Source organism: Micromonospora sp. C31, assembly GCF_018070575.1.
In the GTDB taxonomy this organism is placed as follows: Bacteria; Actinomycetota; Actinomycetes; order Mycobacteriales; family Micromonosporaceae; genus Micromonospora.
Genome location: NZ_JAGPXN010000019.1, coordinates 26,175 through 45,107 on the forward strand (window position 1 = coordinate 26,175; position 18,933 = coordinate 45,107).

At 74.9% G+C, this 18,933-nt stretch carries 19 protein-coding genes; 8 read left to right on the plus strand and 11 right to left on the minus strand.

Translation table 11 applies throughout. The features are described 5' to 3' along the window. Positions 1 to 51: 51 nt before the first annotated feature. Genes KBX06_RS28020 through KBX06_RS22145 form a run of 3 tightly spaced genes read right to left on the minus strand, consistent with a single transcriptional unit; the run spans position 52 to position 1,189 of the window. The gene (locus tag KBX06_RS28020; RefSeq protein WP_247686454.1) at positions 52 to 357 is read right to left on the minus strand and encodes a hypothetical protein; all 306 of its coding nucleotides are present in this window, start codon (positions 355 to 357) and stop codon (positions 52 to 54) included. A 5-nt stretch (positions 358 to 362) separates the two neighbouring features. Further along, positions 363 to 1,046, minus strand: a complete 684-nt coding sequence (locus KBX06_RS22140) for a helix-turn-helix domain-containing protein (RefSeq protein WP_307854717.1) — start codon at positions 1,044 to 1,046, stop codon at positions 363 to 365. Beyond that, the gene (locus KBX06_RS22145; protein ID WP_210838391.1) at positions 1,043 to 1,189 is read right to left on the minus strand and encodes a hypothetical protein; all 147 of its coding nucleotides are present in this window, start codon (positions 1,187 to 1,189) and stop codon (positions 1,043 to 1,045) included. Before KBX06_RS22145 ends, KBX06_RS22140 begins: the two co-directional genes overlap by 4 nt. A 389-nt stretch (positions 1,190 to 1,578) precedes the next feature. Between KBX06_RS22145 and KBX06_RS22150 the strand changes: the two genes are divergently transcribed. Further along, positions 1,579 to 2,262: a GntR family transcriptional regulator gene (locus KBX06_RS22150; protein WP_210838201.1), complete on the plus strand. Its 684-nt coding sequence runs from the start codon at positions 1,579 to 1,581 to the stop codon at positions 2,260 to 2,262. Between the two features lie 158 nt (positions 2,263 to 2,420). On the opposite strand, the gene KBX06_RS22155 is transcribed toward KBX06_RS22150, so the two are convergent. From KBX06_RS22155 to KBX06_RS22165, 3 genes are read right to left on the minus strand one after another with little or no spacing between them, the layout of a single operon-like run. Further along, positions 2,421 to 3,413: a hypothetical protein gene (locus tag KBX06_RS22155; protein WP_210838204.1), complete on the minus strand. Its 993-nt coding sequence runs from the start codon at positions 3,411 to 3,413 to the stop codon at positions 2,421 to 2,423. After that, a complete protein-coding gene (locus KBX06_RS22160; protein WP_307854718.1) occupies positions 3,410 to 4,795 on the minus strand; it encodes a hypothetical protein in 1,386 nt (461 codons plus the stop codon). The genes KBX06_RS22155 and KBX06_RS22160 overlap by 4 nt, the downstream gene beginning before the upstream one ends. Next, positions 4,777 to 5,082 carry a DUF6403 family protein gene (locus KBX06_RS22165; RefSeq protein WP_210838207.1) on the minus strand — a complete coding sequence of 102 codons (306 nt, stop codon included), beginning with the start codon at positions 5,080 to 5,082 and terminating at the stop codon, positions 4,777 to 4,779. The genes KBX06_RS22160 and KBX06_RS22165 overlap by 19 nt, the downstream gene beginning before the upstream one ends. A 154-nt stretch (positions 5,083 to 5,236) precedes the next feature. On the opposite strand from KBX06_RS22165, the gene KBX06_RS22170 reads away from it, so the two are divergent. Beyond that, positions 5,237 to 6,031, plus strand: coding sequence for a class I SAM-dependent methyltransferase (locus KBX06_RS22170; protein ID WP_210838209.1), 795 nt, complete (start codon positions 5,237 to 5,239; stop codon positions 6,029 to 6,031). Positions 6,032 to 6,147: 116 nt separating this feature from the next. On the opposite strand, the gene KBX06_RS22175 is transcribed toward KBX06_RS22170, so the two are convergent. Beyond that, positions 6,148 to 8,349, minus strand: coding sequence for a DUF4153 domain-containing protein (locus tag KBX06_RS22175; protein ID WP_247686455.1), 2,202 nt, complete (start codon positions 8,347 to 8,349; stop codon positions 6,148 to 6,150). A gap of 501 nt (positions 8,350 to 8,850) precedes the next feature. Here KBX06_RS22175 and KBX06_RS22180 point away from each other — a divergent pair. Both KBX06_RS22180 and KBX06_RS22185 read left to right on the plus strand, forming a co-directional pair. Further along, positions 8,851 to 9,120: a hypothetical protein gene (locus KBX06_RS22180; protein ID WP_210838212.1), complete on the plus strand. Its 270-nt coding sequence runs from the start codon at positions 8,851 to 8,853 to the stop codon at positions 9,118 to 9,120. Beyond that, the gene (locus tag KBX06_RS22185) at positions 9,120 to 10,157 is read left to right on the plus strand and encodes a hypothetical protein (protein ID WP_210838215.1); all 1,038 of its coding nucleotides are present in this window, start codon (positions 9,120 to 9,122) and stop codon (positions 10,155 to 10,157) included. The genes KBX06_RS22180 and KBX06_RS22185 overlap by 1 nt, the downstream gene beginning before the upstream one ends. 55 nt (positions 10,158 to 10,212) lie before the next feature. Here the strand turns inward: KBX06_RS22185 and KBX06_RS22190 are convergent, their stop codons facing one another. Beyond that, entirely contained in the window at positions 10,213 to 11,382 is a 1,170-nt protein-coding gene (locus KBX06_RS22190; RefSeq protein ID WP_210838218.1) for an acyl-CoA dehydrogenase family protein, read from the minus strand. Between the two features lie 174 nt (positions 11,383 to 11,556). Between KBX06_RS22190 and KBX06_RS22195 the strand changes: the two genes are divergently transcribed. From KBX06_RS22195 to KBX06_RS22205, 3 genes are all read left to right on the plus strand, one after another. Continuing rightward, positions 11,557 to 12,486, plus strand: a complete 930-nt coding sequence (locus tag KBX06_RS22195; RefSeq protein ID WP_210838221.1) for an LLM class F420-dependent oxidoreductase — start codon at positions 11,557 to 11,559, stop codon at positions 12,484 to 12,486. 324 nt (positions 12,487 to 12,810) lie between these two features. Continuing rightward, on the plus strand, positions 12,811 to 13,149 hold the full coding sequence (locus KBX06_RS22200) for a hypothetical protein (RefSeq protein WP_210838224.1): 339 nt from the start codon (positions 12,811 to 12,813) through the stop codon (positions 13,147 to 13,149). Continuing rightward, complete coding sequence (locus KBX06_RS22205; RefSeq protein WP_210838226.1) at positions 13,146 to 14,405, plus strand: FAD-binding protein; 1,260 nt, start codon at positions 13,146 to 13,148, stop codon at positions 14,403 to 14,405. The genes KBX06_RS22200 and KBX06_RS22205 overlap by 4 nt, the downstream gene beginning before the upstream one ends. On the opposite strand, the gene KBX06_RS22210 is transcribed toward KBX06_RS22205, so the two are convergent. Then, complete coding sequence (locus KBX06_RS22210) at positions 14,387 to 15,550, minus strand: site-2 protease family protein (protein WP_210838228.1); 1,164 nt, start codon at positions 15,548 to 15,550, stop codon at positions 14,387 to 14,389. The genes KBX06_RS22205 and KBX06_RS22210 overlap by 19 nt on opposite strands. A 290-nt stretch (positions 15,551 to 15,840) precedes the next feature. Between KBX06_RS22210 and KBX06_RS22215 the strand changes: the two genes are divergently transcribed. Beyond that, the gene (locus KBX06_RS22215; protein ID WP_307854719.1) at positions 15,841 to 16,977 is read left to right on the plus strand and encodes a DUF3103 family protein; all 1,137 of its coding nucleotides are present in this window, start codon (positions 15,841 to 15,843) and stop codon (positions 16,975 to 16,977) included. Positions 16,978 to 17,056: 79 nt separating this feature from the next. Here KBX06_RS22215 and KBX06_RS22220 read toward each other — a convergent pair whose 3' ends face one another. Both KBX06_RS22220 and KBX06_RS22225 read right to left on the minus strand, forming a co-directional pair. Further along, positions 17,057 to 17,878 (minus strand): hypothetical protein, encoded by an 822-nt coding sequence (locus KBX06_RS22220; protein WP_210838232.1) that lies wholly within the window; start codon positions 17,876 to 17,878, stop codon positions 17,057 to 17,059. Between the two features lie 81 nt (positions 17,879 to 17,959). Beyond that, positions 17,960 to 18,862, minus strand: a complete 903-nt coding sequence (locus KBX06_RS22225; protein WP_307854720.1) for a L,D-transpeptidase — start codon at positions 18,860 to 18,862, stop codon at positions 17,960 to 17,962. Positions 18,863 to 18,933 lie beyond the last annotated feature (71 nt).

Consider the following 18,933-nt stretch of genomic DNA (forward strand, 5'->3'; position numbering starts at 1 on the left):
CCCGGGGCCCTGCGGAGCGCAGGCGTCCGCGACATCGCCGGCGCTGCGGTGTCAGGGCTGTCCGGCCACGCCCACGGTGGCGGCCAGGCGGGTGACGTCGGCGGCGGGGGAGCCGGCGCGGAGCACGGCGGTCAGCGCGGTGCGGGCGTCGGGGCGCAGGCGGATCTCGGCGGGGGCGATGGCGTCGGCGGTGACCAGGGCCCGGCCGGCGACGCGGGGGTCGCCGAGGTCCAGGTGGGCGCGCGCGATGTCGATCAGGTGGGCGGCCCGGTGCTCGGCGGGGAGCAGGTGCCAGGCGCTGCCGCCGGTGGCTTCGCGGTGGATGGCGACGGCCCGCCGGTGGTCGCCGAGGCGCATGGCGGTCAGGGCGCGGGCGAGTTCGACGGTGGTGGGACCGAACCCGACGCCGTCGTGGTCGCGATGGTGGCGCTCGTCGTGAACGGCGGCAAGGCGAGCCGTACGCTCATCGCCCGGTCGGCCGCCAGCCAGGCCAGGTCGGCCTCGCCGAGCTTGACCAGCACCTGGGCGGCGAGCCGGTACACCCGCACCAGCAGGTCGGCGGCGAATGCGTCCCCCGGCTGGGGGTGGCAGGTGTGGCGGCTGTCGCCGAGCAGGTCGGGCAGCATCCGTAACACCTGGGGGTGATGGCCGTTGCGGTACGCCGCCCACGCGTACCCCGCCTGGTGGTCAAGCTCCTGCACCGACGGCGACGCCGGCTGGCCGTCGTTGCCGGAGCCGGGCAGGTCGTAGCGGGCCAGCGCCGCCCGTACCCCCTCCACGGCGCCGCCGGCGTCGGTGGCCGGGGTCCGCTGGACCTTCCCGACGAGCAGGACGCCCGGGGCGACGCCGAGGGCCCCGGCGACTGTCTCGATCACCGAAAGCCGGTCGAGGGTACGCACCCCGCGCTCCACCTTGTCCACCCAGCTCTTCGACTTGCGGATCCGGTCGGCGAAGACCTGCTGACTCATTCCCCGACGAGCCCGCAACTGCGCCACCCGCCGCCCGATCGGCAGCTCGTTGCCGCTGCGCCGGCCCGGCCCGGTCACCGCTCCCGCTCCGCCGGCCGCATGGCCTCGGTGGACTCCCCGCAGCGCGGACACCACCGGGACTTCACTCTGAACGCGAGCAGCCCGAGCAGGAACCCCGGCACCAGGCCGGCGAACACGATGGAAAGGACTTCGGAGATCACGAGACGCTTCGCCCTGTGCCGCCGCCGAATGCCGAGTTGTTGGCTACGTGCGTTGCCGACTGTCCGCCGTCCGAGGCGGGGCGCAGCGCTTCCGTAGGCGCCATGTCGAGCAGGGGGATGTGCCGCCATGACCGCATGGGCGCCGAGGTGGCTGTGTGGCACAACTGCCGTCGATGGGGACCATGACCGTGGCCAGGGAGCCGCCGTTGACCGCGATCAGGGGAGTGGCCTCGGCGTACCGGTAGGTGCGGGTGACCTGATCGGGCCTCTTGGCCTGGTGTCGCGGTGAGGGAAGCACGCTGCATCGCAGATCCCTTACGCCGTTTGCTGCGCCTCCAGGCGCATGGTCGACTGACGCGAGTACGTGCGTCACGTTGAAGGGGTCTCCGATGACCAGCAAGGAACCGCCGAACTATCAGCGCGTCGTGGACGACCTGCGGTCGCGGATCCTCGCCGGTGAGCTGGGTTCCGGCAACTACGTCCGCAACCGGACGCGGCTCGTGCGCCGCGCCCACTCCCGGGACATGCGCAAGCGCATCGGCAGCACGTCACCGTTCGCCCGGGACAGCGAGGCCGTAGGCATGCGACCGGCTTGGGAGGCGGACAGCCACAAGATCCCGGCGTCGGCCCTCATCGCCGAACGACTCGGCATCCAGCCCGGCGACATGGTCATGCACACCAGGTACCGGTACCTCGCCGACGGAACGCCGATCCAGCTCGCCGACTCGTACGAGCCGTCGGCCATCACGGGCGGCACGCCCGTCGAGTACCCCGAGCAAGGGCCGATCATCGGAGTGGTCGCCCGCATGGACTCCATCGGCGTGGCAATCGACCGCTTCGTCGAGGAGGTCATCACCCGACCGGCGATGCCCGAAGAGGCCGATGCCCTCGAACTCGACAGACGCGGCGGGATGTGGGTGATCTCTGTCGAGCGCAACTACTACGCCGGCCAGAACGCCGTCGAGACCGCCGACATCGTGGTCCCTGGCGGCAGGTACCGGCTCGTCTACGAGATGCCTCTCGACCCGTGGTCGCCGTCCGAGGAAACAAGATGCCATGACGGGCAACGCTGAACGATGTCGCCCGGCCGCGTGTTCGATGATCGCCAGGGAGGCCTCGGCTGCGGCGATGCGCCGGCGGAGCTGGTCGCGTTGTCGCCGGTGCAGGTCGCGGCGGGCCGTGTCGGCGGTCCGCACGACCCGGCCCGTCCTTCGCGTCGGCGACTGTCCGGTCAGCCGCCGGAGGGCGGGGCGCCGCCGCTCCGGGCGTCCTTCCGGCGGCCCCCGTTCCGCGCCGGCTGCCCGGTGATCGTCGACGCCCGCCGGCTCAACGTGTCGACCCGCTCGACGAGCCCGCGTACGGCCTCGTCGTCGTCCGCGTCCACCGCCGCGACGCGGTCGAGCAGCGCGGCGTAGTCCGACGTCAGCGCCAGGTACTTCCTGCCGAACGCCTCCTCGCCGTCGCTGACGTACGCCTGGCGTCGCGCCCGGGCGTACCGCTGGTCGAGGTCGATGATCTGCTGGGCCAGCACGGCCGCGGCGGCGCCGAGCGCGCTGCGGGCGTCGGCGTTCTCGTCGCGGCGGTGACGCCGGGCGTCCGCGAGCCGGCCCGCGCGGCGGCCACCGGCGTAGAGCACCGACGCCCCGGCGACGACGGCCACGATCGCGGCGGCGGCGAGCAGGAAGCGGGGCAGCGACGGGCTGATCGTCCGCGCGCCGTCGGGGACGGTGCCGGCCCTCACCAGCAGGTCGTAGTTGACGGTGACGACCTTCAGCGCCTCCAGGGGGCGCCCGGCGAAGGTGTCGACGCCCCGGCTGACGGTCATCTCCGCCACGGCGGCCCGACCGAAGTTCTCGTCGTCGCGCCCGGGCAGCAGCGCGCACCCGTAGGTGTCGTACCCGTCGGAGTCGCGGCTCATCACCAGCACGACGGTCCCGTCGGCGGCGCGCTCGACCTGGCGGCAACCCTGCCTGAGGTCGGCGCCCGGTGCCAGCAGCAGCACGACCAGCCTGCGGTTGCCGATGACCCGTTCGGCCGCCGCCCGGTCCAGCTCGACACCCGGCGCGACGTACACGGACGAGGCGCGCACCTGACGGGCGGCCGGCCCGTCCAGCGCCCCGCCGGTCCACAACGCCCAGCCGGCCAGCGCCAGGCAGGCCAGGACGGCGACGCCGAAGGGCGTGCCGAACAGGGCACCGAGGCGACGCCGTACGGACTGGTTCACGACAACCTGCCCCGAAGGTAGAGGTCCGGGCGGTAGCTGGCGACCCCCAGCGTCCGGGCGGCGTCGTCCAGCTCGTCGGCGGCCTCGTCCAGCAGCGTACGCACGTGGGGGCCCGGCAGTTCCTCGTCCAGCGCGGCGCGGGCCGCCTGGAGCTTGACGATGCCCCGGGTCAGCGCCGGGTCGCTGCGGGCGTCGGTGAGCAGGGACATCTCGACGGCGAGGGCGGTGAGACCCGCCAACCGGGCGGGCGTGCCGCCCCGCCCCGGGTCGCCCCGCCGGACCCCCACGCCGTCCGGCCGGCGCAGCGAGCGGACCGAGAGGATCAGGAACGTCGCCACGCAGCCCGCGAAGACCCACGGCAGGGCCGGCAGCGCCACCCGGAGCGGATCGATCGGCCGGTACGGCAGCGGACGGTCGAACAGCCCCGAGTAGCGCAGGTCGGTGACCCGGTTCAGCCAGGCCGCGAGCACCGTGCCCTGCGGGTAGTCGTACCGGCTCAGCCGGGCGCCGAACTGGGCGTAGAAGCTCGCCCCGGCCAGCTCCGCGAAGTCGTCCGCAGCCGGGCCGTGGTACTCGATCCAGAGGCCGTACATCACCACGATCGGCGTGCCCGGGAACAGCTCGGCCAGGGCCGGCCCGTACCGGGGCACCGGCTCGCCGAACGGCTGCGCGGGGAACGCCACGTACCGGGCGCCGTCGCCGAAGGCGTTGCGCGCGGCGTCGCCGGGGACGTCGGTCAGCGTGGCCCCGGCTGCGAGGTGCAGGCCGGTGGCCCGCAGGTCGGCGGCGACGGCGGCCAGCTCCCGGTCGGTCGGCGTACGCCACCGCAGCTCGTCGTGCTCGGGCGGGTCGGGCGCGTCCCGCAGCCCGGCGAGCAGCGCCACCAGCAGGTTCGTCACGTCGGCGGTGGCGAACTGGGCCCGCCAGCCGGGCAGGGTGTCGGCCACGGCCTGGTAGATGCCGCCGCTGACCTCGGTGCCGATCACCCGGATGGTCGCGTTCTCCACCTTTCGCACCCGGTCGCGTTCGGCCTTGTCGAGCCCGGGCGGCGCGACCAGGATCCGGACGGGACGGTCGCCGGCGGCCTCGCGGACCCGCTGCTCGTTCCAGCGCGCCGTCGAGCCGGGCAGCCGCACCACCGGGTCGGCGGCCACCAGCGCGGTCATCTCGGCCACCGAGGGCACGCTCGCGTCGCTCAACTCGCCGGCCGAGCCCTCGTCGATGCGGGCCGTGGCGGCCGGCGACCGGCCGTAGCTGACGTCGACGCTCTGCCGCTGGGCGAGCAGGAAGACCACCAGGACGACCACGGCGACGCCGAGCAGCGCCCAGCGCAGCAGTTCGTGGCGGAGGTGCCGGCGGGTGGTCACTGGTGCGTCCGCCACAGCCGGTCGGCCTCCCTCGCGTGCTTCGCCGCCGCCCGGGCGGCGGCGGTCCCACCACGTCCGGCGGCGATCGACTCGGCGCGTACCAGCAGCCGCTCGGCCGCCGGCACCCGGGTGACCGCCGCGTCCCGGCTGACGGTTGCGCTGTCGATCGCCGCGCGGGCGGCGGACCAGGCGGTCCGGTGCTCCCGCTCCCGCGCCCGCCACCGGGGCAGCAGGGCCGTCACGAAGCCCGCGCCCACCAGCAGGACGCCGCCGACCAACCAGACGAGGAGGGGGTGGGACATGCGCTCCAGCCATCGGACGAGGGGTGCGGGGTGCGCTCGCGGAGCTGTCGGGGCGGGCAGGGGTACGACCGAGTCTGGCTGATCGAGTCGCACCGGTGCGAACCGGCCCCGGCGGTCGGGGCGTGGCAGGCGACCTGCGTCGTATGGTTTGCGCATGACTCACCCGGTCTGGGCGGACGGCAGGGCCTACGAGGCGTACGTGGGCCGGTGGAGCCGCCCCGTCGCGGGGGAGTTCCTGCGCTGGCTGGACGTGCCGCCCGGCCGCCGCTGGCTGGACGTGGGCTGTGGCACGGGCGCGCTCACGTCGACCGTGCTGGCGCTGGCCGACCCGGCGTACGTCGCGGGCGTCGACAGCTCACCGGGCTTCGTGGCGTACGCCCACTCGACGGTGCGCGACACCCGGGCGGCCTTCCAGGTCGGCGACGCCCGGGCGTTGCTGGTGCCCGACCGCTGCGTCGACGTCGTCGTCAGCGGCCTGGCGGTCAACTTCGTGCCCGAGCCGGCGCGCGCCGCCCGCGAGTTCGCCCGGGTCACCCGGCCGGGCGGGGTGGCCGCCGCCTACGTGTGGGACTACGCCGGCGGCATGGCGCTGCTGCGCCACTTCTGGGACGCCGCCGCCCTGCTCGACCCGGCCGTGGCCGAACGGGACGAGGGGCGCCGGTTCGCCGTGTGCGACCCGGAGTCCCTGCGCGGGCTGTGGACGGACGCGGGCCTGACGGCCGTGGCGGTCCGGCCCGTCGACGTGCCCACGGTGTTCGCGGACCTCGACGACTACTGGCGGCCGTTCCTGGGCGGGCAGGGCCCCGCCCCGACGTACGTCGCCTCCCTCAGCGCGGCGCACCGCGCCCGCCTGCGCGCCCTGCTGGCGGCCCGCCTGCCCGTGGCCCCGGACGGGTCGGTCCGGCTCACCGCCCGGGCCTGGGCCGTCCGGGGCACGGCGCCGGCCTGAACACCGGCTGCTCGGACCACGCCGCCCGGCCACGCCGCCCGGCGCACCCGCCGACCGGGCACCCGCCAACCGGCGCACCCGCCGCCCCCGGACCGGGCCCGGGGGCGGCGGCTCGGTCAGCGGCGGCGTTTCGGCAGGTCGAACTGGTCGGCGGCCCTGCAGTCGCGCTGGCCGCCGACCGCGCCCGGCCCGGCCCGGTCGAGCGCCGCGCGTGCCCGGACCCGGCCCAGGTTCCAGGCGTACCAGGGGTCCGGCTCGTCGAGGTCGTCGGCGATCCAGCTCAGCGTGCAGCGGCGCACCGGGTCGGGCAGGCCGGCCAGGGCCGGCGTCGCGTCCGCCGAGAGCGCCCGCAGGTACCAGGCGTCGATCTTCCCCGTCTGTTCGTACCGGGCGATGTTGCGGCGGGCGGCGTAGTCCTCCGGGTTGAGCACGGCCAGGCTCAGCAGCATCACCACGGCGAGTGCCACCGTCGTGCCGGGGATCCAGGCCCCGCGCCAGCGGAGCCCGGCCACCAGGATCATCAGGAACACGGTGCCGAGCAGCAGCTCGAACGCCATCACGAAGAGCCGCTCACCGGTGAAGCTGTAGACCTTCTGGTACGTGTACATCCGCGACAGCGCCGACACCACGATGACGAAGCTGAGCGTGCTGAGCAGGCCCAGCAGGATCCGCAGCAGGTGGCGCTCGACGGCCCGGTCCCGCCGCGCCCAGCGGGCCACACCGCCGAGCACCGCCAGCGTCAGCATGGTGACGACGACGAGCTGCCAGAACCCGCTGCGCGCGTACTCGGCGTAGCTGAGGCCGGCGGTGCGCAGCACGTGCCGCTGCCCGCCGAACAGGACGGTGAACTGCACCGCCACGAAGCCGCCGAAGAGCAGCGTGAGGGCGCTGATGACGGGAGCCCACTCCACGACGCCGAGGCGGCGCGTGCCGGGCCGGTCCACCGTGGACAGGTCGGGCGGCGCGGCCATCGTGTAGACGGCGGCGACGGCGCAGAGTCCGCCGACGGCGGCGAGAAAGGCCCAGCGGAACACCGTGCCGACGTTGACCTCGGGAATGACCTCGCCGAGCAGCACGGAGAAGGCGCCGTCGGCCGAGGACAGCAGGGCGCCGAAGACGATCAGCGCGGCGAGGGTGGCCGCCGCCGACCCGACGACGCGGCGGACCAGACCCGGGTTCGCCGGGGCGTGCAGGTGACCGCGCACCCACGGCAGCCCTCGGAACGCCGCGAACGGCGCCGCCACCAGGCTGAACAGGATCGAGCGGACGAGCCGGCCGCCGACGATCGCGAGCGTCGCGCAGCCGAGCGCGCCGAGCACGCAGAACGTCACCAGCCACCAGGCGTTGCGGAAGGCCAGGACCGACAGCAGCGCCAGGGCCGCCGCCGCCCAGCCGGCGCGGATCCGCCGGTCGGCAGACGGCAGCTCCGCGCCCGTCCGCCGGACCGCGAGGACCACCGCGACGGTCAGGGCGAGCCAGCCGAGGAACCAGCCGATCCCGGTGCGGGTGAGCGGTACGAGGAACGCCAGTCCCAGCGCTCCGGCGAGGACCGCGGCCGGTACGGCCCGGTCCCGGGCGGGTGCCGGCCCCGGCCAGCGGGTGTCGAGGAACGACGGCGGGTGCGGAACCGGCTGGTACCCGCGGTACGGCGTCGGTACGCCGGACGGCACCCCGACCCGGTACGGCGCCGGCAGCGGCGCGGAGGCGGGCTGCTGGACGATGGTCCCCGGCGCGCGTCCGGCGGGCGGCGTGGCGGGTTCGGGCTCCGTGGCGGGCGCGGGCGGCGTGGCGGTGGGCGTCGCCTCGGTGGTGGGCCCGTTCGTGGTCGGCCCGTTCGTGGTGGGCGGGCCGGGGACGGAGCCGGTCGGTGCCGCGTCGGCGGCGTCAGGCGACGGCGCGGCAGCCGGTGGGTCGGCGTCCGCCGCCGCCGTTGGGGCGCTCTGCGTCGGGATGGTCCTTCCCGGCTCGCCGACGGCTGTCGGTTGCGGCCCGGCGGTCGCCGCTGCCGACCCGGCGACGGGGACGACCGGGGCCGACGTCGGAGGGTCCGAGGCGACCGGGGTCGCCGCCGGACGGTCCGGGGCGGCCGGCACCAGCGGGATGAACACCGCGTACCCGAGCGTCCCGGCCGGGATGTTGACGGGGATCGCCCAGGCGGGCGTGCCCTGCGCCCCGGGCCACACCATCGGGGGCGGAGCGCCCTCGGGGGGCGGCATGACGAGCAGGTACGGCGTCGCGTCGCCGGGATCGTCGGCGTCGGTGCCGCGAGGCGTGTCGCCGATACCCGGAGGGCCCGACGCCGGTGGTGGCTGGGTCAACGAACCCCTCCTCGGTCGAACGGTCGGCACACTGTACGGCCGACCCCGGGCCCACCGCCGTCCCGTCCCGCGCCGGGTCCGCCGCCCGGCACGTCGCGCGGGGGCCCGGAGTGGGCCGCCCGAGCCCTCCGCCCGGCCGGATCGCGTAGCGGGCGGCATCGAACCGCGGGACAGAAGACGAACAGTGCTCACCCGGCATATCACCTGAGATTACGCAATACGTCTGACGAGGAGGAGTCCGTCCGATGGTGGACAGGACGCCGGCCGCTCTCCCGACGCACTGTTGTAGCAGGTGAGAGGCGTTTGGATGGCGGGCCACATCCCATCCCTCGGGCCCGGCGGGGACAGCATCGTCCCCGCCGACACCGCCATCACCGAGCCCGGCCCCGCGACGGCACCGGCGTGGCACAGCGCCGGTCGCCAGTACCGTGAGGCCCCGCTCGGCAGCCTCCGTCCCCGGGCATCCCCGGGGCCGGCGGCCGAGCACGAGAGGAGCCGGCCATGGCCGCTCCCACCGCCACCGCTTCCCTGAACGCCGCCACCTACTCACCCGGCGACCAGATGATCCTGACGGTCACCTACGGCGACGCCGACACCAGACCGGTGACCGTCACGATCGTGGTCACCGACGCGCAGGGCAACAGCAGCGCGCCGGTCACGGTCACCGCCGTCATCGACCCGCTCGCCCTCACCGTCACCGACGACTCCGGCTGCACCTGGACCAGGGCGTCGGACAACGGTTCGGTCGCCGTCTACCGGGCGGTGGCGTGATGCCCCGGGTCACCGTCAGCGTGCGCGACAAGGGCGGGCGCACCGCCACCGCCACCGCCGACTACACGATCGCGCCGCCGGTGCTCGGCGGCTACTACCTCTCCGGCGGCGCGGACCCGACGGCCGACATGGCCGGCGGGAACTTCCGCTCGCTGACCCAGTACCGCAGCTTCGCCGACGGCTACATCTTCCCCGGCTATCGACGACCGTGGCTGATCACGCTCGGCAGGGCCGGGGTGCAGATGAACATGGTGCTGGAGCTGAAGCACTACGGCGCGCCCAACGCCGGGCCGCAGACCTTCACCGTGGACGGCGTCACCCACACCGTCCCGGCGCCCGCGATGACCATCCAGCAGCGACCCGGCACGACCTGGCCCCGGGCGTACGGCTACAGCCAGGTCCTGGCCGGGCTCTGCGACGGGCTGTTCGCCCGCGCCCTGTCCCAGTACCGGACCCTGGGCTTCGGGGTGAACATCCAGCTCGCCTCCGAGTTGGACACCGACCACGAGTTCGGCACCACCGAGTCCGGCGTCACCTACACCTGGGCGCAGTCGGACGCCCGCGCGGTGCAGGCCATGACGTACGTCGTGAACTGGTTCAAGGCTCGCCAACTGCCCGCCGGCACGACGTTCTCGGTGGGGGTGGGCGGCTTCGACCGGGCCTGCTACCAGCGCACCCACCCGGAGGCGTTGATGGCCAAGCTCGACTTCCTCCAGTGGAACGCCTACGCCACCAGTCCCACCCACACGGCGCTGGCCCGGTTCCGCCGGACGAAGGACTGGGCGGTGGCCGACCTCGGCCCCGTCGCCCTCTCCCGCCCGGTGATCATCGCCGAGTGGGGCGTACGGGTGGCGGAGGTGCCGAACCAGGCGGCCTGGATCACCACCGTGCCGGCCGCCATCGCCCAGCTCAACGCCGAGCGGGGCCCCCGGATCGCGCGGACCAACTACTTCAACTCCGGCTGGGGCACCCTGTCGCCGAAGTCGACGGGGCTGGCCGCGCTGAGGGCGGCGTACGCCACCCACCCGTACGTCTAGGAGGTCCGGCCGGCGTCGGGCGCGAACCGACGCCGGCCGAGCACCCGTCGCGGCGTCAGTAGGCCAGTTCCACCGGCCGGCCGAGCACCCGTGCGCCGTTGTTGGCGAGCCAGCCCTCGGCCGCCGCCGCGTGCTGGCCGAACGTGTGGATGTCGCGGAACCGGCGCTGGAGCGGCGACGAGTCCCGGGCCGCCCCGCCGCCGGCCGCCCGGTAGCAGGTGTCGACCGCGGCGGCGGCCCGCTCCGTCACCCAGGGCAGCGCGGCCGAGATCCGTGGGTGCAGCGCGGGGATCGCCGCCGGGTCGGTGGCGCAGGCCGCCCAGAGGTCGTCGGCCAGGTCCCGCAGCAGCGCGCGGGCCGCCCGTACGTCCAGGTCGGCGCGGCCGAGTTGGAGGCGGAAGGCCGGCGAGTCGGCGAGCGACTGCCGGGCGTAGAGCCGCTGCCGGCCGCCCTCGAGTAGCGCGACCATGTCGTCCAGCGCGCCCTGCGCGATGCCGACGGCCACCGCGCCGAGGTGCAGGGCGAAGTGGACCAGCGGCGCCACGAAGCCCGGTCCCGGTACGCAGGGCACCCCGGTGAACAGGTCGAAGCTCTCCTCCGTCGGGCAGAAGGCGTCCGCCACCTCGACGTCGTGGCTGCCGGTGCCGCGCAGGCCCAGCACGTGCCAGGTGTCGTGGACGGTGACCCGGGAGGCCGGGAAGAGCATGGAGCGCACGGCCGGCGGCGCCCCCGCCGGCCCGGGCAGCGGCACGCCGCCCTCGGTCAGCAAACAGTTGCCGAAGATCCAGTCGGCGTGTCGGGCGCCGCTCGCGAACGCCCACCGGCCGGTGACCCGAAAGCCCCCGTCGACCGGCTCGGCGTGCCCCTGCGGGGCGAACCCGCCCCCGACCACCACGTCCGGCCCGTCGGCGTAGACCTTGTCGAACCGGTCGCGGGACAGCATCGCCAGCAGGTGCGGGGTCTCGGAGCCGATCATCACGGTCCACCCGGTGGAGCCGTCGGCGCGGGCCAGCGACTCCAGCACCCGCAGCCCGGTGCGCAGGTCCGCGTCGTACCCGCCGTGGCTGCGGGGAACGAACATCCGGAAGCAGCCGGCGGCCTTCAGCGAGTCGAGCAGGTCGGTGGGGAGCCCCCGGGCCGCCTCGATCTCGCCGGCCCGGCGGGACACCTCCGGGAGCAGCGCGTCCACCGCCCCGGTCAGCCGGTCCCGGTGCTGGTCCTCCATGGGGGTCCTCCTCGACTCGTCGTTCGGCCTCCACTCTGGACCGGTCGACGACCGGGGGCCAGGAACGCCGCTATCGGATGCCCGCCACTTCGCGTGGCGGGCACCGCCGGGTGCCGCCACCCCGGAAGAAGGCGGACCGGCGCGCCGGCCCCACCCGCTCCCTATGCTCGAAGCATGGAACTGCGGATCTTCACCGAACCCCAGCAGGGCGCGAGGTACGACGACCTGCTCGCCGTGGCCCGCTGCGCGGAGGAGGCCGGCTACGGCGCCTTCTTCCGTTCCGACCACTACCTGAAGATGGGCGCGGTGAGCGGTGACCCCGGCCCGACGGACGCGTGGACGACCCTCGCCGGCCTGGCCCGGGACACCCGGCGGATCCGGCTGGGCACGCTGATGACCGCCGCCACCTTCCGGCTGCCGGGCCCGCTGGCCATCACCGTCGCCCAGGTCGACCAGATGAGCGGCGGCCGGGTCGAGCTGGGCATCGGCACCGGCTGGTACGCCGAGGAGCACACCGCGTACGGGATCCCGTTCCCGTCGCTGGGGGAGCGCTTCGACCGGCTGGCGGAGCAGCTCGCCGTCGTCACGGGGCTCTGGGCGACGCCACCCGGCGAGACCTTCGACTTCGCCGGGACGTACTACCCGGTCAGCGACTCGCCGGCGCTGCCGAAGCCGGTGCAGGATCCGCGTCCGCCGATCCTGCTCGGTGGCATGGGCCCGAAGCGCACGCCCCGCCTCGCCGCCCGGTACGCCGACGAGTTCAACCTGCCGTTCGCCTCGGTCGGGGACTCCGTCGCCCAGTTCGACCGGGTCCGGGCCGCCTGCGCGGAGATCGGCCGGGACCCGGGCGAGCTGTGCTGGTCCAACGCGCTGGTGCTCTGCTGCGGGCGGGACGACGCCGAGGTGGCCCGGCGGGCCGCCATGATCGGCCGGGAACCGGACGAACTGCGCGAGAACGGCCTCGCGGGCACCCCCGCCGAGGTCGTCGACAAGATCGGCCGGTACGCCGAGATCGGCAGCGAGCGGCTCTACCTGCAGGTGCTCGACCTGGCCGACCTCGACCACCTGGAGCTGGTCGCGGCCGAGGTGAAGCCCCAGCTCTGAGCCGGTCGGCCGCCCAGCCCGGCGGGCGTCAGGCGCCGCCCGGACGGGGTGGCGGCCCCGGGTGGGGCACCGGGCGTGGCGTGGGCGGGGGCGTCGGCGTCGGCCGGGGACCGGGCGTGGTGGTGCCCGCCGGGTAGGCTCCGGCCGGTGGCGCGCCCGAGACCTGCGGCCTGGTGCCGGTGGGGCCGGGCTCCGTCCCCCGGCGGGCGAAGGCTCTGCGGATGGTGGGTTCGCGGTAGGTGCTCATCGCCGTGGCGTTCCCCGATCACGGCGGGGTAAGCGTGCCCGATCGACCGGTTCCGCCCCGCCGCTACCCGTCGGATGATGCGTCCCGACGAAGCTGGTGTCGAACGGGGGTACGACGTGGAACTGCACCGCACCCGGGGGGCGTTGGCGCTGGCCCGGCCGCCGGCCCGGAAGGGGCTGCCGGCCACGCCGCGACTGCTGCTGGTGCCCGTACCGGGCACGCTGGCCGGGCTCCCCGCCGACGCGCGCCGTCCGGTCGACGGCCGGGCCGCGGTGGAGTTGCTGGACCTGGCCCGGGTCCGGGAGGAGCCCGCCGAGGTGGCGGCGGCGCTCACCCGGCACGCCGGGCACCGCTTCGTCGACGCGCTCGGCGGCGTGCCGACCGATGAGCGGCCCGCCGGCCGCCGCGTCCCGTGACCGCCGCCGGGCCCGGGCCCGTCACCAACTGGGCGGGCAACGTCCGCTACGCCGCCGCCCGCCACCACCGGCCCGCCACCCTCGACGAGCTGCGCCGGCTGGTGGCGGGCAGCGAACGCCTGCGCGTCGTGGGCACCGGGCACTCGTTCAACCGCCTCGGCGACACCACCGGCGACCTCGTCTCGCTGGCCGGGCTGCCCGCGGCCGTCGCGCTCGACCCGGACCGCCGGGCCGTCACCGTGCCGGCCGTCATGCGGTACGGGGACCTCGCGTCCTGGCTGCACGCGCGCGGGTACGCGCTGGCCAACCTGGCCTCGCTGCCGCACATCTCGGTCGCCGGGGCGGTCGCCACCGGCACCCACGGCTCGGGCGAGACGATCGGCAACCTGGCCAGCGCGGTCGCCGGGCTGGAACTGGTCACCGCCGGCGGCGACCTGCTGACGGTGGACCGGGCGGCCGACGGGGACACCTTCGCCGGAATGGTCGTCTCGCTGGGCGCGCTGGGCGTCGTCACCCGGGTCACCCTCGACGTGGTGCCGACCTTCGAGATCCGCCAGCACGTCCGCCTCGGCCTGCCCCGCGCGGCGCTGGACGCGGCTTTCGCCTCGGCGTACAGCGTCAGCGTCTTCACCGACTGGCGGTCGCCGCGGCTGCGGGAGGTGTGGGTCAAGCAGCGCGCGGACGCGGCCCCACTGCCGGCGGACTGGCTCGACACGGCGCCGGCCGACGCGCCTCGGCACCCGGTGCCCGGCATGCCGGCGCGCAACTGCACCCCGCAGCTCGGCGAGCCGGGCCCGTGGCACGAACGGCTGCCGCACTTCCGGCTCGGGTTCACCCCCAGCAGCGGAGAGGAGTTGCAGTCGGAGTACCACGTGGCGCGTGCCTCGGCGGCGGCGGCGCTGGCGGCGCTGGACCCGGTGGCGCACCTGATCGCGCCGGTGCTCCAGGTCTGCGAGCTGCGGGCGGTGGCCGGCGACGAGCTGTGGCTCAGCCCGAACCACGGGCGGGACAGCCTCGCCATCCACTTCACCTGGACCGCCGACGCGGCGGCGGTGCTGCCGGTGGTGGCGGCGGTGGAGGAGCGGCTCGCGCCGTTCGTGCCGCGCCCGCACTGGGGGAAGGTCTTCGGTCTCGCCCCGGCGGCGGTCGCCGCGGCCTGGCCCCGGTACGCCGACTTCCTCGACCTGACGCGCCGGCTCGACCCGGCCGGCACGTTCCGCACCGACCTGCTCGACCGCTACGTCCCCCGCGACTGACGGCCGGGCCGGCCGCTCTCCAGCTGTTCCCGGAGGCTGCCGCGCTGCACCGCCCGGCTGATGTCGCTCGGCGAGACGATCCCGACGAGCCGGCCGTCGGCCACCACCAGGGCCCGGCCGTCGGCGCACTCGCTGAGCCGGGGGAGCAGCTCGTTGAGCGGCTCGTCCGGCCGGGCGAGCACCAGCTCGTCGGCGCGGCAGGCGACCTCGGCCAGCGTGGTGGCATCCCGGCGGTCCGCCGGGATGCCGCGCACCCGGTCGAGGGTGACCAGGCCGACGGGCCGGTCGTCCTCGGTCAGCGGCAGCGCCGTGTGCCGGTACGCGAACAGGTAGTGGTCGACGAAGTCGCCCACCGTCAGCTGCCCCGACGCGGTCTGCGGCTGCGGCGTCATCACGTCGGCCACCCGGACGCCCCGCAGCGCGCTGCCCATCCGGGCCTGCCGCTCCTCCATGCCGGCGGCGCCGATCAGGAACCAGCCGATCAGGGCGAGCCAGAGCCCGCCGAAGCCGACGCCGGCCAGGAACTGCCACAGCCCCAGGCCGATCAGCACCGCGCCGAGCACCCGGCCGGCCCGGGCGGCGACGACCGAGGCCTTCGTCCGGTCGCCAGTCGCCTTCCAGACCGCCGCGCGCAGCAGCCGACCGCCGTCCAGCGGGGCCGCCGGCAGCGAGTTGAAGACCGCCAGCAGCACGTTGATGCCGGCCAGCCAGGCCAGCGAGCCCAGCAGCAGCCCCTCCACCCCGGCCAGGGCGAGCACCACCGCGATCGCGCCGAAGAAGAGCCCGATCAGCAGACTGACCAGTGGGCCGACGCCGGCGATGCGCAGTTCCGCGCCCGGGTCGCGGGCCTCACCACGCAGCTCGGCCACCCCGCCGAAGAGCCAGAGGGTGATGCCGCCGACCTCCAGCCCGTTGCGTTTGGCGACGATCGCGTGCGAGACCTCGTGGGCGAGCAGGCCGAGGAAGAAGACCACCGCCGCGGCGAGCCCCGCCAGGACGTACGCGGCCACGGGCTGGCCCGGGTAGGCCCGGGGGAACTGGTTGGCCGCCAGCGCCCAGGCGATCAGCACGAAGATGACCAGGACGCTCCAGTTGACCCCGACCGGTACGCCCGCAATCCGGCCGAGCCGGAAACTCGCCCTCATGTTCAGGTACTACCCGCGACAGCCACGTGCATGCCAGGCCGGCGGCTGGTGCCGGTGGGAACCGCCCTCTCGCGATCTTGTTGGTGCTCGCGGTCCCGTTACCGTCCCGGTGCGGGCTCGACCCGCATGAGGTGGGGGATTCTGCTGGCGTCCGGTCGTCGACTCTCGGCGTGCGGTCGGTCACGCGGTGACGTTGACGGCTCACTGATGGACCTATATCTATATGGGTATCGTCGTCAATCTTCCGGCCGCGCCACGAGCCGATGGCCGGGAGACGCAGAGGAGTCCATGTGAACCGACGTACCTTCCGCCGCGCCGTCCTGTCGCTCGGCATCGCGACCAGCACCCTGGTCGCGACGGTCGCCACCCCGGCGTACGCCCGGCCCGACCACCCCGCACCGGCGTCGGCGGCCGTCGCCAGCCCGGTGTTCGCCATCACCGACGGCGTGGCCCGCCAGGTGGCCCGCACCGACCGGGCGGGGCTGACCCGGCTGGGCGTCGCCGCCGCGAACGGCCCGGTCGACCTGCTCGCCGCCGGCGTCGACGCCCGGCTTGCCGGCGACCTCCGCGCCGCCAACCAGCGGTTGCTGGTCGCCAAGGGCCTGCCGGGCGGCACCGGCTCGCTGCTGCGGTTGCGGCTGGCCCACCCGGACATGCGCGCCGCGCTGGCCCGCGGCGAGGCGCCGCTGGTGGCCGCCACCCCGACCGACGACTCGGCGACCAGCGTGAGCGCGTACGACCGCTCCGGTGCCACGGTGGTGCTGGACGCCGCGCGGGTGCCGCAGCGGCCGGTGCTCGTGGTGGAGGTGGACACCGAGCGGGCGCTCTCCGCGGGGCTGGCGCTGATGCGCCAGGAGTTGGGCGCGCGGGGCATCGGCCGGCCGGCTCCGGCGCGGCCCGCTGACCGTGCCGCCGCCGACGGGGTGAGCGCCTCGGCCGGCTACTGGGCCACCAAGGTCAACGCCGTCCGGCTGAGCGACGACGAGGAGCCCTGGATCAAGGGCGATGCCGAGATCTACAACCTGGTGGCCGGGTTCGGGCTGGACGGCAAGGTCAAGGTCGACCTGGTGCAGATGCCGTACCTGGACCACGACGACAAGACGTACTACCCGAACCAGCTGCTGGTGCACTTCTCGTCGTACAAGTACAACCTGGCCGACGTGGTGATGATGGAGGACGACGGGGACACCAACTACTCGTCGCTGGTCAAGGCGATCGCGGGCGCCCTGCTGGTGATCGTGGACGGCGGCGCGTACACCCCGCTGGTCAACGCGATCCTGGACGCCATCCCCACCTCCTGGTACACCGACGACCCGGACTTCGTGGACGCCTGGTACACCCTGAGCACCGCCAGCAGCGGCCGGAAGTACGGCGCGGGCGCCAACGGCTGGATGGACGTCGCCCCGTACTGGGTCGAGCAGTTCTGACCGGCCCGCCCGCGCGACGGGCGGCGGAGACCCTGTGCGGGTGCGCCGATGGGACACCCGCACAGGGGCCGCCGGCCGATCAGACGCCCGGGGGCGTGGGGCCCGGGAAGTTGCGCTGCGGGCAGGTGTAGGGGCGGGCGGGGTCGTACCGGTGCAGGGCGACCGCCGTTCCGCCCGGCGGGGTGGTCGTCACCGGTGCGGCGTCCGCGACCATCAGCAGGCCGTGGACGCCGCTGTGGTTCGCGCGGTAGAGCGTGCAGCCCTGGGCGGTGCGCACCACCCCGGCTGTGGCGTGCTGATGCCGGTTACGCAGCCGGGTCGTGCTGTCGTACGGGTTGCTCTCCAGCAGGAAGAACAGAGTGTCGGGGGCGGTGTCGACCCAGAACGCCTCGCCGGCCTTGAGGTGGATGTCCGAGACACTGACCACCTGGGTGCTGCCCAGCGCGGCGAAGGCCAGATCCGGATCGGACGGGCCGGTCACCCCGTCGTTGGCCGGGTAGGGCAACGTCGTCGTCGTGTGGGACTGCCGCCACTGGGTGTGGGCGACGGCGGGTCCGTAGCTCGTGCTGGTGCGTGCCTCGTACGACGTCAGGGGCGACACGTGCGAGTTGACGGCGACGAATTCCGACCGGTTGAAGCCGTAGCCGTAACTGGAGGTGAGCCATCCACCCCACTGGTCGAAGAGGCTGATGTTGTAGTTCGAGTTCGAGTGGACGGCCGCTGCCGCCCAGGCGGGCCGGTCGGTGGTGACCAGATGGTCGGCGCCGGTGGTGGACCGGAGCACGACGCCGTCGTCGAGGACGACTGCGGCGACGGCCGCCTGTGGCATGAGCGTGATCACGGCCGTGGCGGCGGCTGCGGTCACGCCGAGGCGTCTGAGAAAGCGGGACTGGTGACGCACGGTGCCTCCTGGGTGACGGGCGCCCCAGTCTGGTCCGTCGGCGCAAGGCCGGTCCGTGTCCGTCCTCGGGTCCGCGCTTGGTCAGGCCGTCGGGGGTGGGGCGGGCAGTTCGTCGACCACCACCACCTCGGTGCCGGGGCGGAGCTCGGCCAACAGCTCCCGTTGCCCGCTCTTCGTCAGCCGGATGCAGCCGTTGGTGGTGTTCTCGCCCAGCTCGCCGTCGTGGTACCAGCTGTGCACGCCGATGTGCGCGCCGCGCAGGCCCGCCGGCACCGAGTCGGGGGCGTCGGGCACCGAGCCGAGGGCGAAGATGTCGACGCCCCCGTACACGCGCTCCGGCGGCGGAGTGCGGCCGAGGATGAAGGTCCGGCCCAGCGGGGTCTCCTGGCCGCGCTGGCCGAGGCTGACCTGCCAGCTGCGGACGGCCCGGCCGGCGCGGTACCAGGTGAGGCGGTGCGACTTGCGCTCGACCACGAGCTGGTCGGGCAGCGCCACGGTGGTGTGGCCGCCGGGCGGTAGCCAGGCGAGGGTGCGGTTGGCCGAGGGCAGCAGCACCGCCGCCCAGCCGGCCCGCCGTTGGGCGATCGGCATGGTCAGCTCGACGCCGCTGATGGTGGGCTCGAGGAAGGCCAGCGGCCGGCCGCCGGGGGCGGTGTAGGCGGCGATGCGGCGGGTCGGGCGCAGGCCCTCGGTCAGCGGCGTGGCGTCCAGGGTGTCCGGGTCGGCCGGGAAGCCGGTGGGCGCCGGGCCGTAGTCGACCACCGGCAGGTGGTCCGGCGCGGGCGCGGCGACGGGCACCCGCTCCGGCGCCGCGCTGGTCGGGTCCGCGCGGGTGGGCGCGGAGGGTGCGGCGACCGGTGGCGCGGTGGGCGTGGCCCCGGGGGTCAACGCCCAGCCCGTCGCCCCGCCGGCCAGCAGGAGCAGGGGTACGCCGAGGGCGGCCAGCGTCCGGACGTGTCGCCGGTTCATTCGGTCAAAGCGCACAAATGAACTGTAACGGCTGAAGAGCGACGGAACCCCGTCCCAGCCGGAATGTCGGCCGGGACGGGGTCGCG

What these genes read in the sequence shown, in the direction of transcription:
- KBX06_RS22210 (WP_210838228.1), bottom strand. Translation starts at nt 15,550, where the DNA reads ATGAGGGCGAGTTTCCGGCTCGGCCGGATTGCGGGCGTACCGGTCGGG.
- KBX06_RS22185 (WP_210838215.1), top strand. Translation starts at nt 9,120, where the DNA reads ATGCCCCGGGTCACCGTCAGCGTGCGCGACAAGGGCGGGCGCACCGCC.
- KBX06_RS22180 (WP_210838212.1), top strand. Translation starts at nt 8,851, where the DNA reads ATGGCCGCTCCCACCGCCACCGCTTCCCTGAACGCCGCCACCTACTCA.
- KBX06_RS22200 (WP_210838224.1), top strand. Translation starts at nt 12,811, where the DNA reads ATGCGTCCCGACGAAGCTGGTGTCGAACGGGGGTACGACGTGGAACTG.
- KBX06_RS22165 (WP_210838207.1), bottom strand. Translation starts at nt 5,082, where the DNA reads ATGTCCCACCCCCTCCTCGTCTGGTTGGTCGGCGGCGTCCTGCTGGTG.
- KBX06_RS22190 (WP_210838218.1), bottom strand. Translation starts at nt 11,382, where the DNA reads ATGGAGGACCAGCACCGGGACCGGCTGACCGGGGCGGTGGACGCGCTG.
- KBX06_RS28020 (WP_247686454.1), bottom strand. Translation starts at nt 357, where the DNA reads ATGCGCCTCGGCGACCACCGGCGGGCCGTCGCCATCCACCGCGAAGCC.
- KBX06_RS22150 (WP_210838201.1), top strand. Translation starts at nt 1,579, where the DNA reads ATGACCAGCAAGGAACCGCCGAACTATCAGCGCGTCGTGGACGACCTG.
- KBX06_RS22170 (WP_210838209.1), top strand. Translation starts at nt 5,237, where the DNA reads ATGACTCACCCGGTCTGGGCGGACGGCAGGGCCTACGAGGCGTACGTG.
- KBX06_RS22195 (WP_210838221.1), top strand. Translation starts at nt 11,557, where the DNA reads ATGGAACTGCGGATCTTCACCGAACCCCAGCAGGGCGCGAGGTACGAC.